The organism is Paenibacillus sp. GCM10027630, from assembly GCF_042676305.1.
Classification (GTDB): Bacteria; Bacillota; Bacilli; order Paenibacillales; family NBRC-103111; genus Paenibacillus_S.
Genome location: NZ_JBHTGY010000001.1, coordinates 55,439 through 72,518, shown reverse-complemented (window position 1 = coordinate 72,518; position 17,080 = coordinate 55,439). Strand labels below are relative to the sequence as shown.

Sequence of the window (17,080 nt, the reverse complement as noted above, 5' to 3'; positions counted from 1 at the left end):
AGCTAGGAGCGAGTCAGTTGGACATTTTTTCAGAATATTTTTTTCAACGCGCCTTATTGGGCGGTATATTAATCGGGCTTACTGCGCCATTAATGGGCGTATTTCTTGTTCTCCGCAGATTATCGATGATCGGAGATACACTTGCCCACGTTTCGATAGCGGGAATTGCGCTTGGTTTCTTGATCAATGTGTATCCTATTGGAGTCGGGCTCATATTTGCGCTGCTGGCGTCCTTTGCCATAGAGAGGCTGCGCAAGGCATATAAATCATATGCGGAATTATCCATCGCGATCATCATGTCAGGCGGCGTTGCTCTGGCTACCTTGCTGTTTACACTGGGCAAAGGCTTTAATATGAATGTTATGAGCTATTTTTTCGGCAGTATTTACACCTTGGATAATTTTGATCTGTGGGTGGTTTTTGGAGTAACGGTTATAGTTGTCGGAGTTATATTGCTGAACTATAAAGAGTTGTTTTTGATGTTTTTCGATGAAGACGCTGCTGGCGTCAGCGGTTTGCCGCTTCGTTTTTACAACATCATGATTACGATGCTCACTGCACTTGTTATTAGCGTTGCGATAAAAATAGTGGGGGCGCTGCTGGTTTCCTCGCTATTAACCATCCCTGTCGCATGCAGCTTGCTTGTAGCCAAAAGCTTTAAAAAGTCGATCTTTTGGTCGGTTCTATTCTCCGAGGTTTCCGTTGTCGGCGGCTTGTTTGCTGCAGGAATGTGGGATTTGGCACCGGGAGCTACTATTGTTCTATTTTTAATCGGGCTGTTGATTTTGAGCTTATTTATTAAAAGGGGATTTCGCTTATAGTATAAATGGGATGGAATTATTTCATTGCATGGAGCAAGAGAGACACATAATTTTCGAAAAGGTTATCCGTGCAAGTTGAAAAATTCGATATAATGAGGGGTAGGATCAGAGATTATTCTCTGGATTTAGGGGGCGTAAATGTTTGGAAATTAATCTATGGATTGCCCTATGGGCAGGCTTTGCATCATTCATATCACCCTGCTGCTTGCCGTTGTATCCTTCCTATTTATCCTATATAACAGGGATATCCGTCAGTCAGCTTAAGAATGCGGACTCCGGAACGGAGATTCGCAGCAAAACCATTTTACATACGCTTTGCTTTGTTGCCGGCTTCTCGATTATTTTTTACAGCTTGGGCTGGGGGGCCAGCGTCGTATCCAACCTGTTTATTGATTACAAGGATTTATTGCGGCAAATCGCGGCGCTGTTGATTTTTGCTATGGGCTTGTTCTTGCTGGGCATCTTTCAACCGCAATGGCTTTTGAGAGAGCGTAAGCTTCAATGGAAGCTGAAGCCGGCAGGCTACCTCGGAAGCATCCTGGTAGGAATGGGCTTCGCAGCTGGCTGGTCTCCTTGTATTGGCCCGATTTTATCTGCGATTTTGGCATTAGCGGCGACAAATCCGGATTCATGGGTACCCCTGATTACAGCGTATTCGCTCGGGTTTGCCATTCCCTTTGTAATACTTGCCTTTTTTATCGGCACGACCAAATGGATATTGCGCTATTCATCGTTAATTATGAAACTTGGCGGAGGATTAATGATTATTATGGCCATTCTCCTTTATACGGATCAGATGACCCGAATTACCATATGGTTGAATCAAATAACCCCCGACTATTTGAAGTTTTAAGTGAAATAATCAATTTTGGCTTGCGGAAATTTCTCAAAGATCTGTTCTGTAATGAATTCTCGCAAAGCATTGGCTTGGTCATCCGGGTACACATATTTGCCTTGACCCCAGCGGCCCCATTTGTATTTGCGCTTCGTTTCATCTAACTCTAACTTTGTTTTGGGATAACGCTGCTGGATGACGGTTTTGGCTGTTTTGGTGAAACGATGCTGGATCAATTCAAAGGTTAGATCAGAGGTAGCTTCTTCAGGAAGCGCCTCTTTTAATTTCTCCAGCAGCTCCTGATAGCCATTTTCCCAGCCCTCATGCCATATTATTGGAGCGATAATGAAGCCGAGTGGATAACCAGCTTGGGCAACCTGTCCTGCCGCTGTTATTCGTTCATAAAAGCTGGAGGTCGCCGGTTCAAAATTTTTGATTACATAATCAGCATTAACACTAAACCGAAAACGAGTATGTTTATTGTGTTTTAACCCGAGAAGTGGTTCCACGTGATGGAATTTGGTTACAAATCTGAGGCGTCCGAGCGGCTCCTGTGCCATGAATTCTATTAGCTCTTTTAATGATCCGCTTATATGCTCCAGACCGACAGGATCGGAGGTACAAGCCGCTTCAAATCTTGTTATTTCGGGAGCCCGTTCTTCGATATACTGCTTGGCGGCTTTTAGAATGTCATCTGTGTTTACATAGACTCGGATATAGGGTTTGGCTCCCAGAGTAGTTTGCAGGTAGCAATAGTGGCAGTGAGCCATACAGCCTGTGGCAATTGGGATTGCATATTCGGCGGAAGGCTTGGAAGTATCGAATTTTAAAGTTTTACGAATTCCTACGACAAGCGTTCGCTTAGCTATTTTGTATTTCTCCAGGTCACTTTCACCGGGCAGATTAGTAATTCGGTTGTGAGAGGTAGTCATTTGAATAGGTAAGCCTTGCTGCTTGGCCCATTCAAGTATTCGCTGGCCTTTGGGATAATTTAATGCATCCGGTTCAAAATAAACCAGCTCTGGAACAAAAACCTGCGTTTGCCGTATGGGGGGAGTGAGCAGTCCAGTTGACATGGTTATGTTGCCTCCAATGTTACGTTCTTAGTTAGTCTGCGCTGCGCTGTAAGCATCAATTGAATCGATGTATGAGTCAGGATTTCATTATGCGTTATGCTTATTTTAAGCAAGTTAATTTACTCCTCATGCTTAACTTGCGTCAACCATTAGGCTGTGTTATAGTAAAAGGCGCTTATAATGAGCCTAGTTTGATCAGAACCGCTGCGGTTCACTCATGGGAATTATATGTTGCCAGGTTTTATGAATTACGGGAGGAAAGCTAAATGGCTACACCGAGTATGGAGGACTATCTGGAGAGGATCTATAAATTAATAGACGAGAAAGGGTATGCACGTGTATCCGATATCGCCGAAGGTTTAGAAGTACACCCTTCCTCTGTTACCAAAATGATTCAGAAACTGGATAAGGACAATTATTTGGTGTATGAAAAATACCGTGGTCTGGTATTAACTTCTAAAGGACAGAAGATGGGCAAACGATTGGTTGTCCGGCATCAGCTATTGGAGGAATTTTTAACTGTTATTGGCGTATCGGAAGATACGATCTATAAAGATGTGGAAGGTATTGAGCATCACCTGAGCTGGGATTCGATTACATGCATTGAAACTTTGGTCGAATATTTTAAGCGTGACCCTATTAGACTTCAGGACCTTATGAATTTGAAAAAAGAAATGGACGAAACTTAGAAAGCATCCGATCTTGATCGGATGCTTTTTCTAAAGCAATTTTTATTTGGGGGAGAACCTTACCCTTATCGCAAGAGCAAGGCGTGTTGGGGCGATCCCAGCAATAATATTCTCGTCTTATGAAAGTCAACATTGAAGTCTCATATTAAAGTTTAGCTGGAAATTCTGGAGCTAATACCTCCTTTATCTCCCAAATGAGAGGTTTAGCTGGAAATTCTTCATCTAATCAGCATTAATTGAGGTAATAGGCTGGATGTGAACGGAATTAGAAGGATGTTTTCCTGCTATATGTGCTGATTGACCCATATGGACCAATATTAACTGGAGGATTTCCCGCTAACCATTTGGAAGCAAGACAATTTACTTTAGTCAAGTTTGGAAATTGGTGTAAGAAGGTTTCCGCTTCGGCAGGCCTGATTATCCAATCAACACGAGAACCAAAAGTGGTCGAAACCCCTCACTTAGTCCCACTCCATGCACGAACTTATGGAATAAGCTTAAATAGTACGGTTGATTCTGTGAGCAGTGAGTTTTACAAATACGGTATTGGGTCAAACCCGCCCTGCATATATTCCAATAAGTAGCGGTCTGTTGCGGACTTATATAAATGCGGGGATGGGATACGTATGAAAATTAATGCCGTGTTTGAAGGCGGAGGGGTTAAGGGGATCGCATTGGCAGGCGCTGTACACGCAGCAGAGAGTAAGGGCCTTACTTTTAACCAGGTGGCAGGGACGTCTTCAGGGGCCATTGTCGCCTCTTTAGTAGCCGCGGGCTATACATCGGATGAATTGAAAACAGTCATTGAAGCTACTCCATTCAGCGCTTTTATGCAGCGTTCTAAATTATTTGATACAAAATTGATCGGACCGTTAGCGCGTTTATTCTTGAAAAAAGGCTTATACTCCGGAGAAACATTGGAGCATTGGATACATACATTGCTATTGGCCAAAGGGATTCGTACTTTCGGTGATCTTCGTCCGAACCAGCTGCGAATTATAGCTTCGGATATTTCCGGTCGCAAGCTGCTTGTACTTCCGGATGATATTGCGGATTATGGTATTGATCCCGTTCAATTTTCCATTTCCAAGGCTGTACGGATGAGTACAAGCATTCCATATTTTTTCGACCCCGTCATTATTCGCAAATCAGCGGCTAAAAGGCTTCCAACGGAAACCTTCGCCGAACAATTTGTTTATATCGTGGACGGCGGATTATTAAGCAATTTCCCACTGTGGCTGTTTGATAGGGACGAGATTCCAGCTCTGGATTCAATGATTCCGACTATAGGTTTTCAATTGGTAGGTCGGGGATCAGGTATGCCCAATAAAATTTATGGACCCTTATCCATGCTGAAGGCGCTCTTCTCTACTATGATGGATGCTCATGATGAACGTTACATTGAGGATGTTAACCGGTTCAGGACTGTGAAAATTCCTACTTTAGGAGTTAGTAACACGGAATTTGATATATCGAAGGAGAAAAGCCAGGGGCTCTATGAATCAGGCAATCTGGCAGCTGAAAATTTCTTCAACAAGTGGAAGCTGACTGATTATAAAACAAACTACATGCAGCATGTGGTTCGCAAAAGAAAACCGATTAATTATTAATAAAAAAAACGGCGATCAGATCGCCGTTTAATGATATTTGGGAGGCTCATCCGAGCTTCCCTTATTGCCGTCTATGACACGAAATGAAGCATTTCTGCTTCGTTTCTCTTTGGTGCGGCTGTAATTTTTGGGGCCTTGCTTGGATTTTCCGATATTTCCCCAGGTGCTTGGCGGGAACTTATAGAGCAGAAAAATTACAGCAAACACTGCGATCGGGATAATGAGAGACAAAGCTTTGGATGCCAATCCAATTAAGGCTAATCCAAGTATAATATAGGCGGCAATAGGATAACGTTTCTTCATCACGATTTCCTCCCTGGAGTTTCGCGAGCAGCGAAACTTTCTTCATAAACTTCAGCTTTAAGCTTATACTCTTGCTTGTTTATCCAACTCTAACATCCGGTTAAAAGAAGCGATGGACACTTCAACTTGGGAATCATCAGGCTGTTTGGTGGTCAAAAGCTGCAGCCACAAACCTGGATAACCAAGATAACGAAGTACTGGTATGTCGCGAAGCAGGTTAGTGAAACGTAAGACCTCGTACGAAACCCCTATAACAACAGGCAGAAGAATGATCCGCTGCACAATTCTTTGAACAAAGGTATCGTAGGTGAAAAAGGAATAAATAATGACTCCGACTAACACCGTGAAAACGATAAAGCTGCTCCCGCAGCGATAGTGAAGTGTGCTGAATTTCTGTACATTAGCTACAGTCAACTCAACTCCTGCTTCGTATGCGCTTATAACTTTATGCTCAGCTCCATGATATTGGAACAGTCTGCGAATCATCGGCGTGAGTGAGATAAAGTATATATAGGCTACGAGCAAAATGATTTTGATAAGTCCTTCGAGCAAGTTGTGTCCGATCTGATTGACGAATAAATTACCGAATAAAACTTGTTCGATAGTAGGCGGGACCAGCGTAAATATAAACTTCCCAAACAGGAAGGATAAAACCCCTACTACAGCGACACCCAGAATCATGGAAATTTTTCCTGTAAAGGATTCCTTCTGCTCTTCTTTGGGCGCTTGTTCCTCACCTTGCTCCTCGGCAAATGTTTCAGCAGAAAAGTTCAAATGCTGCGCACCCTTGGCGCTTGCCTCGACTATGCCGACAATTCCCCGAATGAAGGGTATTTTCTTCAAAGCTTGCACCCAGCCGATTTCCTTCTTTGGCACTTCGAAATAGGCGATGGAATTATCCTTTCGGCGTACGGCCGTGACATGGGTTTTTAGACCTGCAAACATTACTCCTTCGATCACGGCTTGACCTCCGTAAATCGTACATGGCTGCTCATTTTGCGACAACGAATACACCTTCTTTTGATATATATGTGTAGGCTTCACTATTTATTGTATCGGATTCAAAGAGAGAAAGCTACCGCTGGGTATGAAAATAAGGAAGGACCCTGTATTTAAGTTGAGCAAGAAGTATAAGTTTTTATACTTGTTACCGTTGACAGATGGTTAGAATGGCAACTAATACATATTGACCCTTAGGACAACGTAAAGTTTAGGGTACAAAAAATTGTATATACTAACGTTATTCAGAACATAAACCCATTCAATCATACTGAAAGAAACGGAGGATCATTATGGCGGCTGAGGGAGAAAAGGGAACCGATAAACGCTCCAATAAATGGACTTTTTCACTGTATATTGGTTTTTTTACCGGACTGCTGTGGGGAGCAGTGAAAATGGTAGAGCATTATTTTCATTTCACCAGCTTGCCGCCGGGATTTTTGGTGGAGCCTTTTTTCAAAAACAGCTTTTTGCTGACGTGGAAGGGCTATTTGCTCGGTTGGGTGGTTTTTATTTTATTTTCTATTGTGGCTACGCTGTTGTATACCGTTTTTCTAGCCAAAGCAGTTGGGCCATGGGTCGGAATTATGTATGGGCTAGCGATCTGGGGGATCATCTTTCTTTTAGTGGGCCCAATAACAGGGATGATGAACTGGATTGCGTTTCTGGATTGGAACACTATACTTACAGAGGCTTGTCTGTTTATGCTTTGGGGATTATTTATTGGATATAGCATAGCCTTTGAATTTAACGATGAAAGTGTTCGTGAACCATTCAGTTCAGGATCGAACAAACCACAGCCGGAATAGGGTCTGACGTATCTTCGTAAAAAATAGTTCTCAAATAGAAGAAAGTTATGGTAAAATATTTTGTACGTGTATTTTAAGGGTATGTGGAGGGTCTGAGTTTGAAGCGGATTTTAGTGTTAAACGGTCCTAATCTAAACATGCTGGGTGTACGTGAGCCCGGTATTTACGGTTCTGTTTCGTTAAAGGCCATTGAAGATAACCTTCGGAAGCTTGCGACAGAGCTTGGAATTGAGCTGGAATGCTTTCAATCCAATCACGAAGGGGCCTTGATCGATAAAATTCATGAGGCCTTCGGCACTATGGATGGTATTATTATGAACCCGGGTGCCTTCACGCACTACAGCTATGCACTGCGGGATGCTATCAGTACTGTACAGCTTCCGTTAATTGAAGTGCATATCTCCAATATTCACAAAAGAGAAGCATTTCGCCATGTATCGGTGATTGCTCCTGTTGCGCTGGGACAAATTGCAGGATTGGGTGCGGAAGGTTATGAATTAGGCCTTCGCGCTATGGTAAACCACCTCAAGTCATTGGAGGGATAACAATGCAGCAAGCACGATTGGATCGTATCCGGGTTGTCATGCAAGAACAAGGATTGCAAGCACTGCTCATCACCAATGGAGTTAACCGTCAGTATTTGACGGGATTTACCGGTTCGTCCGGATATGTGCTCGTAACTGAAGCCAAAGCTTATCTGCTGACGGATTTTCGTTACATGACTCAAGCGCCAGCGCAGGCTGTAAGCTATGAAGTTGTAGAGCATGCGCCCAAGGCGATGGAGACGGTTCGTGCACTGCTCGCTCAGCTTGGTATCTCTAAGGTTGGTTTCGAGAAATTGGATATGACCTATGGTACTTACCTGTCTACCGCCGAATCGCTGCAAGGAATCGAAATGGTTGCAACAGGCGGGCTTGTTGAGCAGCTGAGATTGGTAAAGGATGCTGCCGAGCTTGATGTTATGAAGGAAGCAGCTGATTTGGCTGACCGAACCTTTACACATATTTTGCCTTTTCTGAAGCCGGGAGCCAAGGAACTGGATATCGCGCTTGAGATTGAGTTTTTCGTAAGGAAGAACGGAGCTGCTTCGACTTCCTTTGAAACCATCGTCGCCTCAGGCGAACGGTCTGCACTGCCGCACGGTAAGGCAAGCGATCGAATCCTGCAAACGAATGAGTTTGTAAAATTGGATTACGGAGCTTACTACAAAAGCTATTGTTCGGACATTACACGAACTGTCGTTCTTGGGAAACCGACGGACAAACACAAAGAAATATACAGCATCGTGCTGGAGGCTCAGCTGACAGCATTGGAGAGAATCAAGCCGGGAATGACGGGCCAACAAGCGGATGCGATTGCCCGCGATGTCATTAAACGTCATGGTTACGGAGATTTTTTTGGCCACGGACTGGGCCATGGGCTTGGCATGGAAATACATGAAGCGCCGCGGCTATCCACCCAAGGGGATGTTGTCTTGACACCAGGTATGACGGTAACGGTCGAACCGGGTATTTATTTGCCGGGCTTTGGCGGCGTACGCATCGAAGACGATATCGTTATTACCGAAACCGGTAACCAGAAATTAACACATTCAAGTAAAGACTTGATTGTGCTTGATTAGTATTACAATTCAGCAGCGTCTGAACTTTTGTCTATGGCAATGGATGCCGTCTGCTCACATTTTTAGGGAGGTATTTTTCAGTGATTTCAGTTAACGAATTTAAAACAGGCTTAACCATCGAGGTAGAACATGATTTGTTTACAGTTATTGATTTTCAACACGTAAAACCAGGTAAGGGTGCTGCATTCGTTCGCTCCAAGCTGAAAAACCTGCGTAACGGAAATACAGTTGAGCGTACTTTTCGTGCTGGTGAGAACGTAGGTCGCGCACATATTGAAAACCGTGAGATGCAATATCTATATGCAAGCGGTACGGAATATACGTTTATGGATACGGAAACCTTCGACCAGTTCAGCCTAACAGCCAAGCAATTGGAGTGGGAGCTTAACTTCCTGAAAGAAAACATGATGATCCATATTATGAGCTATCAAGGTGAGATTCTAGGAATTAACCTTCCTAACAGCATCGAGCTGAAGGTAGCTGAGACAGAGCCTGGTATTAAAGGTAATACTGCACAAGGAGCTACTAAGAGCGCTAAGCTGGAAACTGGCTTTAGTGTACAGGTTCCTCTATTTATTAACGAAGGTGACCTGCTATTAATTGACTCGCGTGAAGGCAAATACATTTCCCGCGCCAAAGAGTAGTTATTGTCATTTTTTAAATAGTGCAAATAAAAGATTTATACCTGAAAAGCTTGCTGCCAAACAGCTGCCCATAAGGTGTAAATCTTTTTTTTAGGACTAAATTACCGTTACAGAGATTAGGGAGGACGAGCATATGATTAGTTATGAAGACGGAGAGCTCGAGCTCCGATTGTGTGAGGTTAAATATGCAGCGCAATTATATGAGCTGGTGAACAATAACCGGGCTCATCTGCGCGAGTGGCTGCCATGGGTGGATAGCACGCGAAGTGCTGCATATACCCAGATGTTTCTTGAATCCTGTGTGAGACAGCTTGCCGCAAACAATGGATTTAATTGCTTTTTATTTTACCGCGGTGAGCTTGCAGGAAATATAGGGCTGCATTCTATTGATTGGACTCATAGAAAAACTTCCATTGGCTATTGGCTTGCATCAGGCTACGAGGGGAAGGGACTGATGACGAAAAGCTGTCATGCAGTGGTTGACCATTTGTTTGGAGTGATGAAACTAAATCGTGTAGAAATTAAAGCCGGGGAATTGAATGTCAGAAGCAGAGCGATTCCTGAGAAGCTGGGATTTAAGCTCGAAGGGGTTGTCCGGCAGGCTGAATGGCTTTATGATCATTATATTGACCATGCCGTTTACGGTATGCTTGCTCAAGAGTGGAAGCAGAGCAACAGGGTAGCTCTATCTTGAAGCGCCAAAATTTCATATGGAGGGGCCGGTAGGCTTGGATAGAGCTCGATTTCATCAACGGCTGCGGACAACTGCGTGGTTACTTTTTATTGGATACTCTACTTTTATGATCTACCTGTTGTTTTTTGGCTTTTCCCGTTCTAATCGGTCCGTTCGGATGTATAACATTATTCCCTTCAAAACGATCGCGAATTATATTCAAGAGTATCATCATTACAATTTTGGCATATGGGTCATTAATTTATTTGGCAACGTCGGAGCCTTCATCCCTTTTGGAATCCTCATTCCATGGCTATTCCCTCGTCATATGAAGCCCTTGCACTTGGCGAGTCTTTTTGTGCTGGTTCTAACAGCGGTTGAATCTTTGCAGTTCATCGGTAAAGTAGGCAGCTTTGACGTCGATGATATTTTGTTGAATTTAATCGGTGTGATGATAGGACGAGGTTGTTTTTCATTGATGGTTTGGCTTGGTTTGGTTAAAGGTGCCAGAAAATAGGGTACTAATTAAATAAGGATGTAAGACGAGGTTGATGTGCATAAAATAAAGTAACAACAAGATTAGGGGTGGCGGCATATGGAAATTATTTTTGTTCGTCATGGTCATGGAGAGCATATGGTGCATACACCGGACAGCTACAATGTAGCTGATCCCAAATTGACTCAACAAGGTGAGGAGGAAGCTGCATCATTGAGAGTTACGCTGCCTTTAACGGAGCAGGACGCTGTTATTGCCAGTCCAACTCGATATTCACTCCAGACAGCTCAAGTGTGGTGCTCCGGAACGAATGCAGCACGTTTTATACATCCAGCTATCGGTCCGAGGCAGTTTCCGAATCGCTATGACTTTACAACAATGCCTTGTGATAATACTTTAGAGCCGCCGCGTTTAATTGAGCTGTTCAGCGATTTTTTGCTGCCAAGTGATATTCCTGCCTATTTGTGGCTTCAAGGGATTAATACCGTCCCTACCGTTCTATTTGAAAAATGGGCGGATCAGTTTATAGCTTGGTGTAAAAGGCTGGATAAGACCAGGGTACACATTGTAAGCCACGACGGAACGATTGCATCCTATATGGAGTACATACGAAGAGGGAAGCTGAGCCGAGAGGAGCTGCCTGGGCAATCCGGCCAGTCGGGTTCGATAGGCTGGAAGCCTCTTTCGATTTAACGGACATTTTTCTGCTTCAACCTTAGAGGTAGTTATGATATAATGATACATTGTTATGTATTTTTCGGTAGGGAGTGAACAGCTTTGTCTCTTATAGTAATGAAATTTGGCGGAAGTTCCGTTGGTGATGCGGAACGGATGAAGCGCGTGGCTAACCGTGTAGTAGAGACACAAAGAAATGGTCATCAATGCGTTGTTGTTGTCTCTGCGATGGGGGATACGACGGATGATTTGATCGACTTGACGAAGCAGATTAGTACGGAAACGCCTCCGACCAGAGAGATGGATATGCTGTTATCCACAGGCGAGCAGGTATCTGTTGCTTTGCTGTCCATTGCCATACATAGTTTGGGGCAGTCGGCCGTTTCGTATACAGGTTGGCAAGCAGGTATGTATACTGAAGCCGTACACGGAAAGGCAAGAATCACAGATATAAAGCCTGAACGTGTGTTGGATGCATTGGGCCAAGGGAATGTGGTTATTGTCGCAGGATTCCAGGGTATGACGGAAGAAGGCGAGATCACAACTTTGGGACGGGGCGGTTCGGATACAACGGCAGTTGCTTTGGCAGCCGCAATAAAAGCGGATGTCTGCGAAATTTTCACCGATGTAGACGGCATTTATTCAACGGACCCGCGTGTGGTTAAATGCGCTCGCAAGCTTCCTGAGATCACGTATGATGAAATGCTGGAGCTTGCAAATTTGGGAGCAGCCGTGCTGCATCCAAGAGCTGTGGAATATGCGAAAAATTATAATGTGCCGCTGGTCGTAAGATCCAGCTTCAACCATAATGCAGGTACGAATGTGAAGGAGGAAGCAGCGATGGAACAAGGAATCGTTGTTCGCGGGATTGCAAGCGATAAGAATGTAGCGAGAATCAGTATTCTAGGAGTAGAAGAAAAACCGGGGCAGCTGGCAAAAGTATTTACGGCTCTGGCCCAAGCGCAAATTGATGTGGATATTATTGTACAAAGCGGCGTTCTTCACGGACTGGCTGACTTCTCCTTTACCGTTGCTTTAACCGATAAAGACAATGCACTAGGAGTCATCGAAGGCATCCGCTCTGAAGTAGGTTTCCGTGAGGTTACTTCTCAAGAGAATTTGGTGAAAGTTTCCATCGTGGGAGCAGGAATGGTGAGCACACCAGGCGTTGCTGCCAAAATGTTTGAAACGATTTCCAACCTGGGCTTAAGCATTAATATGGTTAGCACGTCCGAAATCAAAACTTCCTGCGTTATTGATAACAGCCGCCTGAACGAAGTTATTCAAGCGCTGCATACAGCATATGGCTTGGACACCGATGTGCAAGCATTTGTCGGCGGACCTTCCGACAGACGTTAGTTATCACGGCTTGTCCATTGGCAGGCCCGTCAACACTTACTTTAATTTGTCGAACACGAATGTAAACAGTTTTAATAAAAAAGCAGTGATTCCCGCTGCCATCAGCGGCCCAACGGGAATTCCCCTTAGAAAGACAATGCCAAAGATCGATCCAATCACCAGACCCACAATTAATTGTGGGTCTATTTTTAATAGTGCCAGGCCTTTGCCGTTCATGTAAGTAGCGATTGCTCCTCCGAGCAATGCCAATATACCGGGCCATGATGTAAAAACGCTAACCACGTCTTTGTAAGAAATCCGTTCACTGGCAAACGGAACCAATACTCCCATCGTTAGAAAGAGTAATCCCAGCTCAAGACCTCTACGCTCGATTGTCGGAAGGAATCTGTCAAGGCTAATTAGCTTGACAATAAGCAGAACACATGCTGCTGTCGTAATAATGTGAGAGCGTCCGATCAGCCCGATAATGATGAGAACTACGAGTAATATGTCTCCGTACATTTGTAGGACCCCTTGTCTCATTGATTTCTCTCTAAGTGTATGAGGGGGGCATTGATTTAGAACTTGTTTCAGATGAACTGGTTTACTGGCGAGGCCACCAGTTGGCCATCTTGGATGATCGGCACCAGTTGAATTAGATTTAAACGAGAGCAATATATAATGTCGTCAGTAAACCCTAGCTTGCTAAGCCTCTTACCATTAGAGCAATTGAGCAAAACCTGAGTCATGTTGCCTTGAACTTGTCGGTATGCATACAGCATGCTGAGTCCTAAATCGTTAATTTCAGGCTCTGTGCAGCCTGTAGCCTGCAAGGCGGTCTGAAGCTCTTCAATAAGCTGTCCTGCGCAAATCCCGTCTTCAAAAGCGTAAATGTCCTGAGTGCCGGAGCATAGAATTACGATATCCTTCTTTAACGCTGCTGCTTCCTTGGCGCAAGCTTTTCCATTCAGCAGCGAGGCGGCAATGATGGTACTCGCTTTGAGCGATTTTTGGATGGAGCGGGTTCCATTAGTTGTAGTCATGACAAGATGTTTACCGGTTATTTTATCGTCCATATACTCAAAAGGAGAGTTGCCGAAATCGAACCCGGGAATTTTTTTGCAAGCCCGCTCCCCGCCGAGCAAATAGCCTGGTTGTTGCAGCTGTTTAGCTTGCAATACCGTTTCCGTGGGAATGATCGCCCTGCATCCATGAGCTAACGCGGTTAACATGGTACTCGTTGCCCGCAGCACATCGATAACTATCACGGTTTTATTCGCCAAGTCATCCATGCGCGCTTCATTGACGCTGGGAATTACCAGTATTTCCACAAGTGTAACCTCCTAAGGGTTTTCTGCAGGAAAACCAACTGCGTAAGCATTTGCTGGGTTTTCCGCAGAACTTCGTAAGCATTAACTCCATTTACTTTTTAATCCTCAATTATCGCAGTCGTTTTCCACAGCAGCCGTTCCCACTCCAAAATGCAAGGTGTCGGATCTTAGTCCTCTACGCAGTGCTTCTAGTGATATTAAGTCGTGAGGAGCTATATTGCCGAGATGGATATCAGAGCCTAACATGTTCAGCAAATGAACCTGTTGATCCTTGTGCGGCGCTTCCCATAGTAATAAATCCTTGCTTGGCACCTGCTGCAGCACTTGCTCAATTTCATTGTCCTTACATGCCCCGTTTTCATCGAAGATGCCTACACCTTTACCCGACTCTCGTCCTTCAATCGTAATGAGGCTGGCACCCAATTCAGCATCGATAATAACCGTCTCAATTAAATCATCAATTTCAATGGACGAACCCCAGCATTTTTTACCGTATTCGGTTATTACCTTGAAGCCCGCTTCTTTAGCCCGCTGAATCAACTCGCTTCTCAAGCCGCGCTCAAGCTGAATCGTACCGTCTGAAATTTCTAATCCGTTAAACCCTAAGTAGCTGACCATGTCAAAAAAGGCATCAACTTTTCCTTGTTGGATCGCTACCTCCAAGAAAGTACCTCCAGGGTACACCAGGATTTGTTGCGCCTTGGCCATTTCGATTTTTTGCTTTAGCAGCTCCGTCTTATAGAGGGAGGAAGTGCCAAATCCCATTTTTAGCATATCCACATAAGCGCCTGCGGTTTGCAAAAAATCATCGAGTGCATGCAGGCCCATGCCTTTATCAATAACCATCGTTTTACCTAGCATTCTCGGTTTGTCCGTTCGTCTGCTTGACGGATCTCTAAGTAGCGGATGCCACTTGAGATGTGATGTTGCCTCCATGATCGATCGCCTCGCGTTTTCTGTTTGTTTAAGTTTCAGTGTCATCATATGCAGCTGGAATTAGTGGTGTGCCCATGATGCCTAAATTTAGCCGGGTTTGCATAGATTGATAGAGAGGCTTGTCAGGAGTTGATTTGCATAGATTCGACCGACTTTGAAAGTGGAGCAAGATCTGCCAAAGCAAATGCTTTAAAGGAGGTGAACAAAAAACGATGTTAAACAAAATCGTGCTGGGCATGGCGTCACTGCGGTTCATGTCCGGCAGCATTGAGATCATAGCGGCGCTGCTCATGCTTCGTTTTAATCAGATTGATAAAGCGCTGATGGTCAATACAGGGCTCGCAATGGTTGGACCTCTCATTTTGCTGACTACTACAACCATTGGGCTGGCGGGACTTGCAGATAAGCTGTCTTATGGCAAAATGCTCTGGGTGCTGGCTGGAGTGAGCTGTATCTTCATTGGTATTTTGAAAAAGTAAATGGTCATATTTAATTAGTCCAAGCATACATATGAATATTAAAAGTACAAGTATTAATGATGAAGAGCTTGGAGGGATGACAACGATGCAATCGCTACTCCAGCTTTTTTCTGTCCCTTTGCGACAAAGACTAGCAACTCTACCAAAGCATGTTATGCAGGAATTACAAGAGATCAGGGTTCGGGAGCTGAGACCGCTAGAAATCGCCTGGGGGCGCAGCTACGGGTTTGTATCCCGACAATCCGGACTGTGTGAGGATCCGGCTGCAGCTTACCTGCCGACTCGAGAAGACTGTGCAGCGCTCTTGGAAATGCTGACCATGCACTCTCTGTACACCTTCGAGGAGGAGCTTCGCAGAGGTTACATTACCGTAACCGGAGGCCATAGGGTGGGACTAGCGGGCAGGACAGTGCTCGAGCATGGAAAGGTAAAGCATCTGAAGGATATTACCGGTTTCAATATCCGCATTGCTAAAGAACATAGAGGTGCGGCGGTAAAGGTTCTTCCTTATTTGTTGGATCAACAGCAGGAACATAGAGCGATTCATCACACCTTAGTCGTCTCGCCTCCTCAGCAGGGTAAGACAACGCTTATACGGGATTTAGCTCGAATCGTAAGCAATGGTCCGGCAATCAAGGAGGGGAGCTTGATGCACAGGGGGTACAAAGTGGGCATTGTAGATGAGCGTTCAGAAATTGCGGCCTGCGTCAAAGGCGTTCCTCGTTTTGAACTGGGTCCGCGTACGGATGTGCTTGATGCTTGCCCCAAAGCGGAAGGGATGATGATGCTGATACGCTCTATGTCCCCTGAGGTGCTTATTGTCGATGAGATTGGCCGAAGTGAAGATGCAGCGGCTATACACGAAGCGGTTCATGCAGGCATTAGAGTAATTGCTACAGCACATGGCATGGATTACACGGATGTAATTAAACGTCCGGTCTTGCATGAGATGCTTGCCGAAGGTGTCTTTAGCAGGATTGTAGTACTGGGCAATCGCAATGGCGTTGGAACCTTGCTAGGCGTTTACGATGCTCAAGGATGTCCGGTGCTCCTGAAATCCGAGCTTTTAACACCCGCTGGATCCGTCCAAGCCTCATGGAAGGAAGAGAGAGGCAGCCCACCCCCACCGGTAGCCATCGACTGGACAAGGAATCACACTTTGCTGCAAGGGCAGCTTATGTCCAAGAAGCAGGAACCCTTATGTTGAAGCTGCTGGGTGCAATGCTGATCCTGCTTGCCGCTACCTCGTTTGGTTTTTATCAAGCTCAGCAGTATGCGCGGCGGCCGAAGCAGATTGGTGATCTTATACGGGCTCTCCAAAGGCTGGAAACCGAAATTATTTACGGGTCGACGCCACTGCCCGACGCACTGCTGCAAGTGGCAAAAACTTGCCCTCCACCGATTCATCTGATCTTCCGGCATGTAGCCGAAGAATTAACGAGAGCGGGAGGGCGTTCGGTTCAGTCGATTTGGCAGCAGACGGTTTCGTCAGATTGGAGGCATACCTCGATGAAGCCGGGTGAACAGGATATATTTCGCCAGCTGGGCTTTACTCTAGGTTTGTCGGATGGAGCAGATCAAGTGAAGCATCTTCGATTGACGGTGCAGCAGCTGCAAAGTGAGTTAGAAACCGCTCAGGAGGAGCGCAAACGGTACGAAAGCATGTGGAGGACTCTGGGGCTTCTGATGGGCGCGCTTATAGTCATCCTGATGTATTGAATTAACTTGGGCAGTAAAGTGCTTTG

21 protein-coding genes are annotated in these 17,080 nt (G+C 45.0%); 15 read left to right on the top strand and 6 right to left on the bottom strand.

What is annotated here, in order from left to right:
- Positions 1 to 17: 17 nt before the first annotated feature.
- Positions 18 to 821, top strand: a complete 804-nt coding sequence (locus ACFQ0C_RS00455) for a metal ABC transporter permease (protein ID WP_258215547.1) — start codon at positions 18 to 20, stop codon at positions 819 to 821.
- Between the two features lie 142 nt (positions 822 to 963).
- A complete protein-coding gene (locus tag ACFQ0C_RS00450) occupies positions 964 to 1,674 on the top strand; it encodes a cytochrome c biogenesis CcdA family protein (RefSeq protein ID WP_379362890.1) in 711 nt (236 codons plus the stop codon).
- Here ACFQ0C_RS00450 and splB read toward each other — a convergent pair.
- Positions 1,671 to 2,732, bottom strand: coding sequence for a spore photoproduct lyase (splB, locus tag ACFQ0C_RS00445; protein ID WP_379362888.1), 1,062 nt, complete (start codon positions 2,730 to 2,732; stop codon positions 1,671 to 1,673). The genes ACFQ0C_RS00450 and splB overlap by 4 nt on opposite strands.
- A gap of 266 nt (positions 2,733 to 2,998) precedes the next feature.
- Between splB and mntR the strand changes: the two genes are divergently transcribed.
- Positions 2,999 to 3,421, top strand: coding sequence for a transcriptional regulator MntR (gene mntR, locus ACFQ0C_RS00440; protein ID WP_258215544.1), 423 nt, complete (start codon positions 2,999 to 3,001; stop codon positions 3,419 to 3,421).
- A 626-nt stretch (positions 3,422 to 4,047) separates the two neighbouring features.
- A complete protein-coding gene (locus ACFQ0C_RS00435; RefSeq protein ID WP_379362885.1) occupies positions 4,048 to 5,031 on the top strand; it encodes a patatin-like phospholipase family protein in 984 nt (327 codons plus the stop codon).
- Between the two features lie 27 nt (positions 5,032 to 5,058).
- Here the strand turns inward: ACFQ0C_RS00435 and ACFQ0C_RS00430 are convergent, their stop codons facing one another.
- Together ACFQ0C_RS00430 and ACFQ0C_RS00425 are read right to left on the bottom strand one after the other, a co-directional pair.
- Positions 5,059 to 5,334, bottom strand: coding sequence for a hypothetical protein (locus tag ACFQ0C_RS00430; RefSeq protein ID WP_258215541.1), 276 nt, complete (start codon positions 5,332 to 5,334; stop codon positions 5,059 to 5,061).
- A 63-nt stretch (positions 5,335 to 5,397) separates the two neighbouring features.
- On the bottom strand, positions 5,398 to 6,279 hold the full coding sequence (locus ACFQ0C_RS00425; RefSeq protein ID WP_258215640.1) for a DUF1385 domain-containing protein: 882 nt from the start codon (positions 6,277 to 6,279) through the stop codon (positions 5,398 to 5,400).
- Between the two features lie 347 nt (positions 6,280 to 6,626).
- On the opposite strand from ACFQ0C_RS00425, the gene ACFQ0C_RS00420 reads away from it, so the two are divergent.
- The 8 genes from ACFQ0C_RS00420 to ACFQ0C_RS00385 all read left to right on the top strand — a co-directional run bounded on the left by ACFQ0C_RS00420 (position 6,627) and on the right by ACFQ0C_RS00385 (position 12,610).
- Entirely contained in the window at positions 6,627 to 7,142 is a 516-nt protein-coding gene (locus ACFQ0C_RS00420) for a YqhR family membrane protein (protein ID WP_379362883.1), read from the top strand.
- Positions 7,143 to 7,240: 98 nt separating this feature from the next.
- Positions 7,241 to 7,687: a type II 3-dehydroquinate dehydratase gene (gene aroQ / locus ACFQ0C_RS00415; protein WP_379362881.1), complete on the top strand. Its 447-nt coding sequence runs from the start codon at positions 7,241 to 7,243 to the stop codon at positions 7,685 to 7,687.
- A gap of 2 nt (positions 7,688 to 7,689) precedes the next feature.
- Positions 7,690 to 8,763: a M24 family metallopeptidase gene (locus ACFQ0C_RS00410; RefSeq protein ID WP_379362879.1), complete on the top strand. Its 1,074-nt coding sequence runs from the start codon at positions 7,690 to 7,692 to the stop codon at positions 8,761 to 8,763.
- An 80-nt stretch (positions 8,764 to 8,843) separates the two neighbouring features.
- Complete coding sequence (efp, locus tag ACFQ0C_RS00405; protein ID WP_379362877.1) at positions 8,844 to 9,407, top strand: elongation factor P; 564 nt, start codon at positions 8,844 to 8,846, stop codon at positions 9,405 to 9,407.
- 133 nt (positions 9,408 to 9,540) lie between these two features.
- Positions 9,541 to 10,101 (top strand): GNAT family N-acetyltransferase, encoded by a 561-nt coding sequence (locus ACFQ0C_RS00400; protein WP_379362874.1) that lies wholly within the window; start codon positions 9,541 to 9,543, stop codon positions 10,099 to 10,101.
- A 34-nt stretch (positions 10,102 to 10,135) separates the two neighbouring features.
- Positions 10,136 to 10,597, top strand: a complete 462-nt coding sequence (locus ACFQ0C_RS00395; RefSeq protein WP_379362872.1) for a VanZ family protein — start codon at positions 10,136 to 10,138, stop codon at positions 10,595 to 10,597.
- A gap of 78 nt (positions 10,598 to 10,675) precedes the next feature.
- Positions 10,676 to 11,269, top strand: a complete 594-nt coding sequence (locus ACFQ0C_RS00390) for a histidine phosphatase family protein (protein WP_379362870.1) — start codon at positions 10,676 to 10,678, stop codon at positions 11,267 to 11,269.
- Positions 11,270 to 11,353: 84 nt separating this feature from the next.
- On the top strand, positions 11,354 to 12,610 hold the full coding sequence (locus tag ACFQ0C_RS00385; RefSeq protein ID WP_379362868.1) for an aspartate kinase: 1,257 nt from the start codon (positions 11,354 to 11,356) through the stop codon (positions 12,608 to 12,610).
- Between the two features lie 36 nt (positions 12,611 to 12,646).
- On the opposite strand, the gene ACFQ0C_RS00380 is transcribed toward ACFQ0C_RS00385, so the two are convergent.
- The 3 genes from ACFQ0C_RS00380 to comA form a co-directional block, all read right to left on the bottom strand.
- Complete coding sequence (locus ACFQ0C_RS00380; protein ID WP_258215532.1) at positions 12,647 to 13,111, bottom strand: DUF441 domain-containing protein; 465 nt, start codon at positions 13,109 to 13,111, stop codon at positions 12,647 to 12,649.
- Positions 13,112 to 13,179: 68 nt separating this feature from the next.
- Positions 13,180 to 13,920, bottom strand: a complete 741-nt coding sequence (locus tag ACFQ0C_RS00375) for a 2-phosphosulfolactate phosphatase (protein WP_379362866.1) — start codon at positions 13,918 to 13,920, stop codon at positions 13,180 to 13,182.
- Between the two features lie 105 nt (positions 13,921 to 14,025).
- Positions 14,026 to 14,856, bottom strand: a complete 831-nt coding sequence (gene comA / locus ACFQ0C_RS00370; protein ID WP_379362864.1) for a phosphosulfolactate synthase — start codon at positions 14,854 to 14,856, stop codon at positions 14,026 to 14,028.
- 212 nt (positions 14,857 to 15,068) lie between these two features.
- On the opposite strand from comA, the gene ACFQ0C_RS00365 reads away from it, so the two are divergent.
- The 3 genes from ACFQ0C_RS00365 to spoIIIAB all read left to right on the top strand — a co-directional run bounded on the left by ACFQ0C_RS00365 (position 15,069) and on the right by spoIIIAB (position 17,054).
- Positions 15,069 to 15,335 carry a YqhV family protein gene (locus ACFQ0C_RS00365; RefSeq protein WP_258215529.1) on the top strand — a complete coding sequence of 89 codons (267 nt, stop codon included), beginning with the start codon at positions 15,069 to 15,071 and terminating at the stop codon, positions 15,333 to 15,335.
- A gap of 85 nt (positions 15,336 to 15,420) precedes the next feature.
- Positions 15,421 to 16,542: a stage III sporulation protein AA gene (spoIIIAA, locus tag ACFQ0C_RS00360; RefSeq protein ID WP_379362862.1), complete on the top strand. Its 1,122-nt coding sequence runs from the start codon at positions 15,421 to 15,423 to the stop codon at positions 16,540 to 16,542.
- On the top strand, positions 16,536 to 17,054 hold the full coding sequence (gene spoIIIAB / locus ACFQ0C_RS00355) for a stage III sporulation protein SpoIIIAB (protein WP_379362860.1): 519 nt from the start codon (positions 16,536 to 16,538) through the stop codon (positions 17,052 to 17,054). The genes spoIIIAA and spoIIIAB overlap by 7 nt, the downstream gene beginning before the upstream one ends.
- Positions 17,055 to 17,080: the final 26 nt, after the last annotated feature.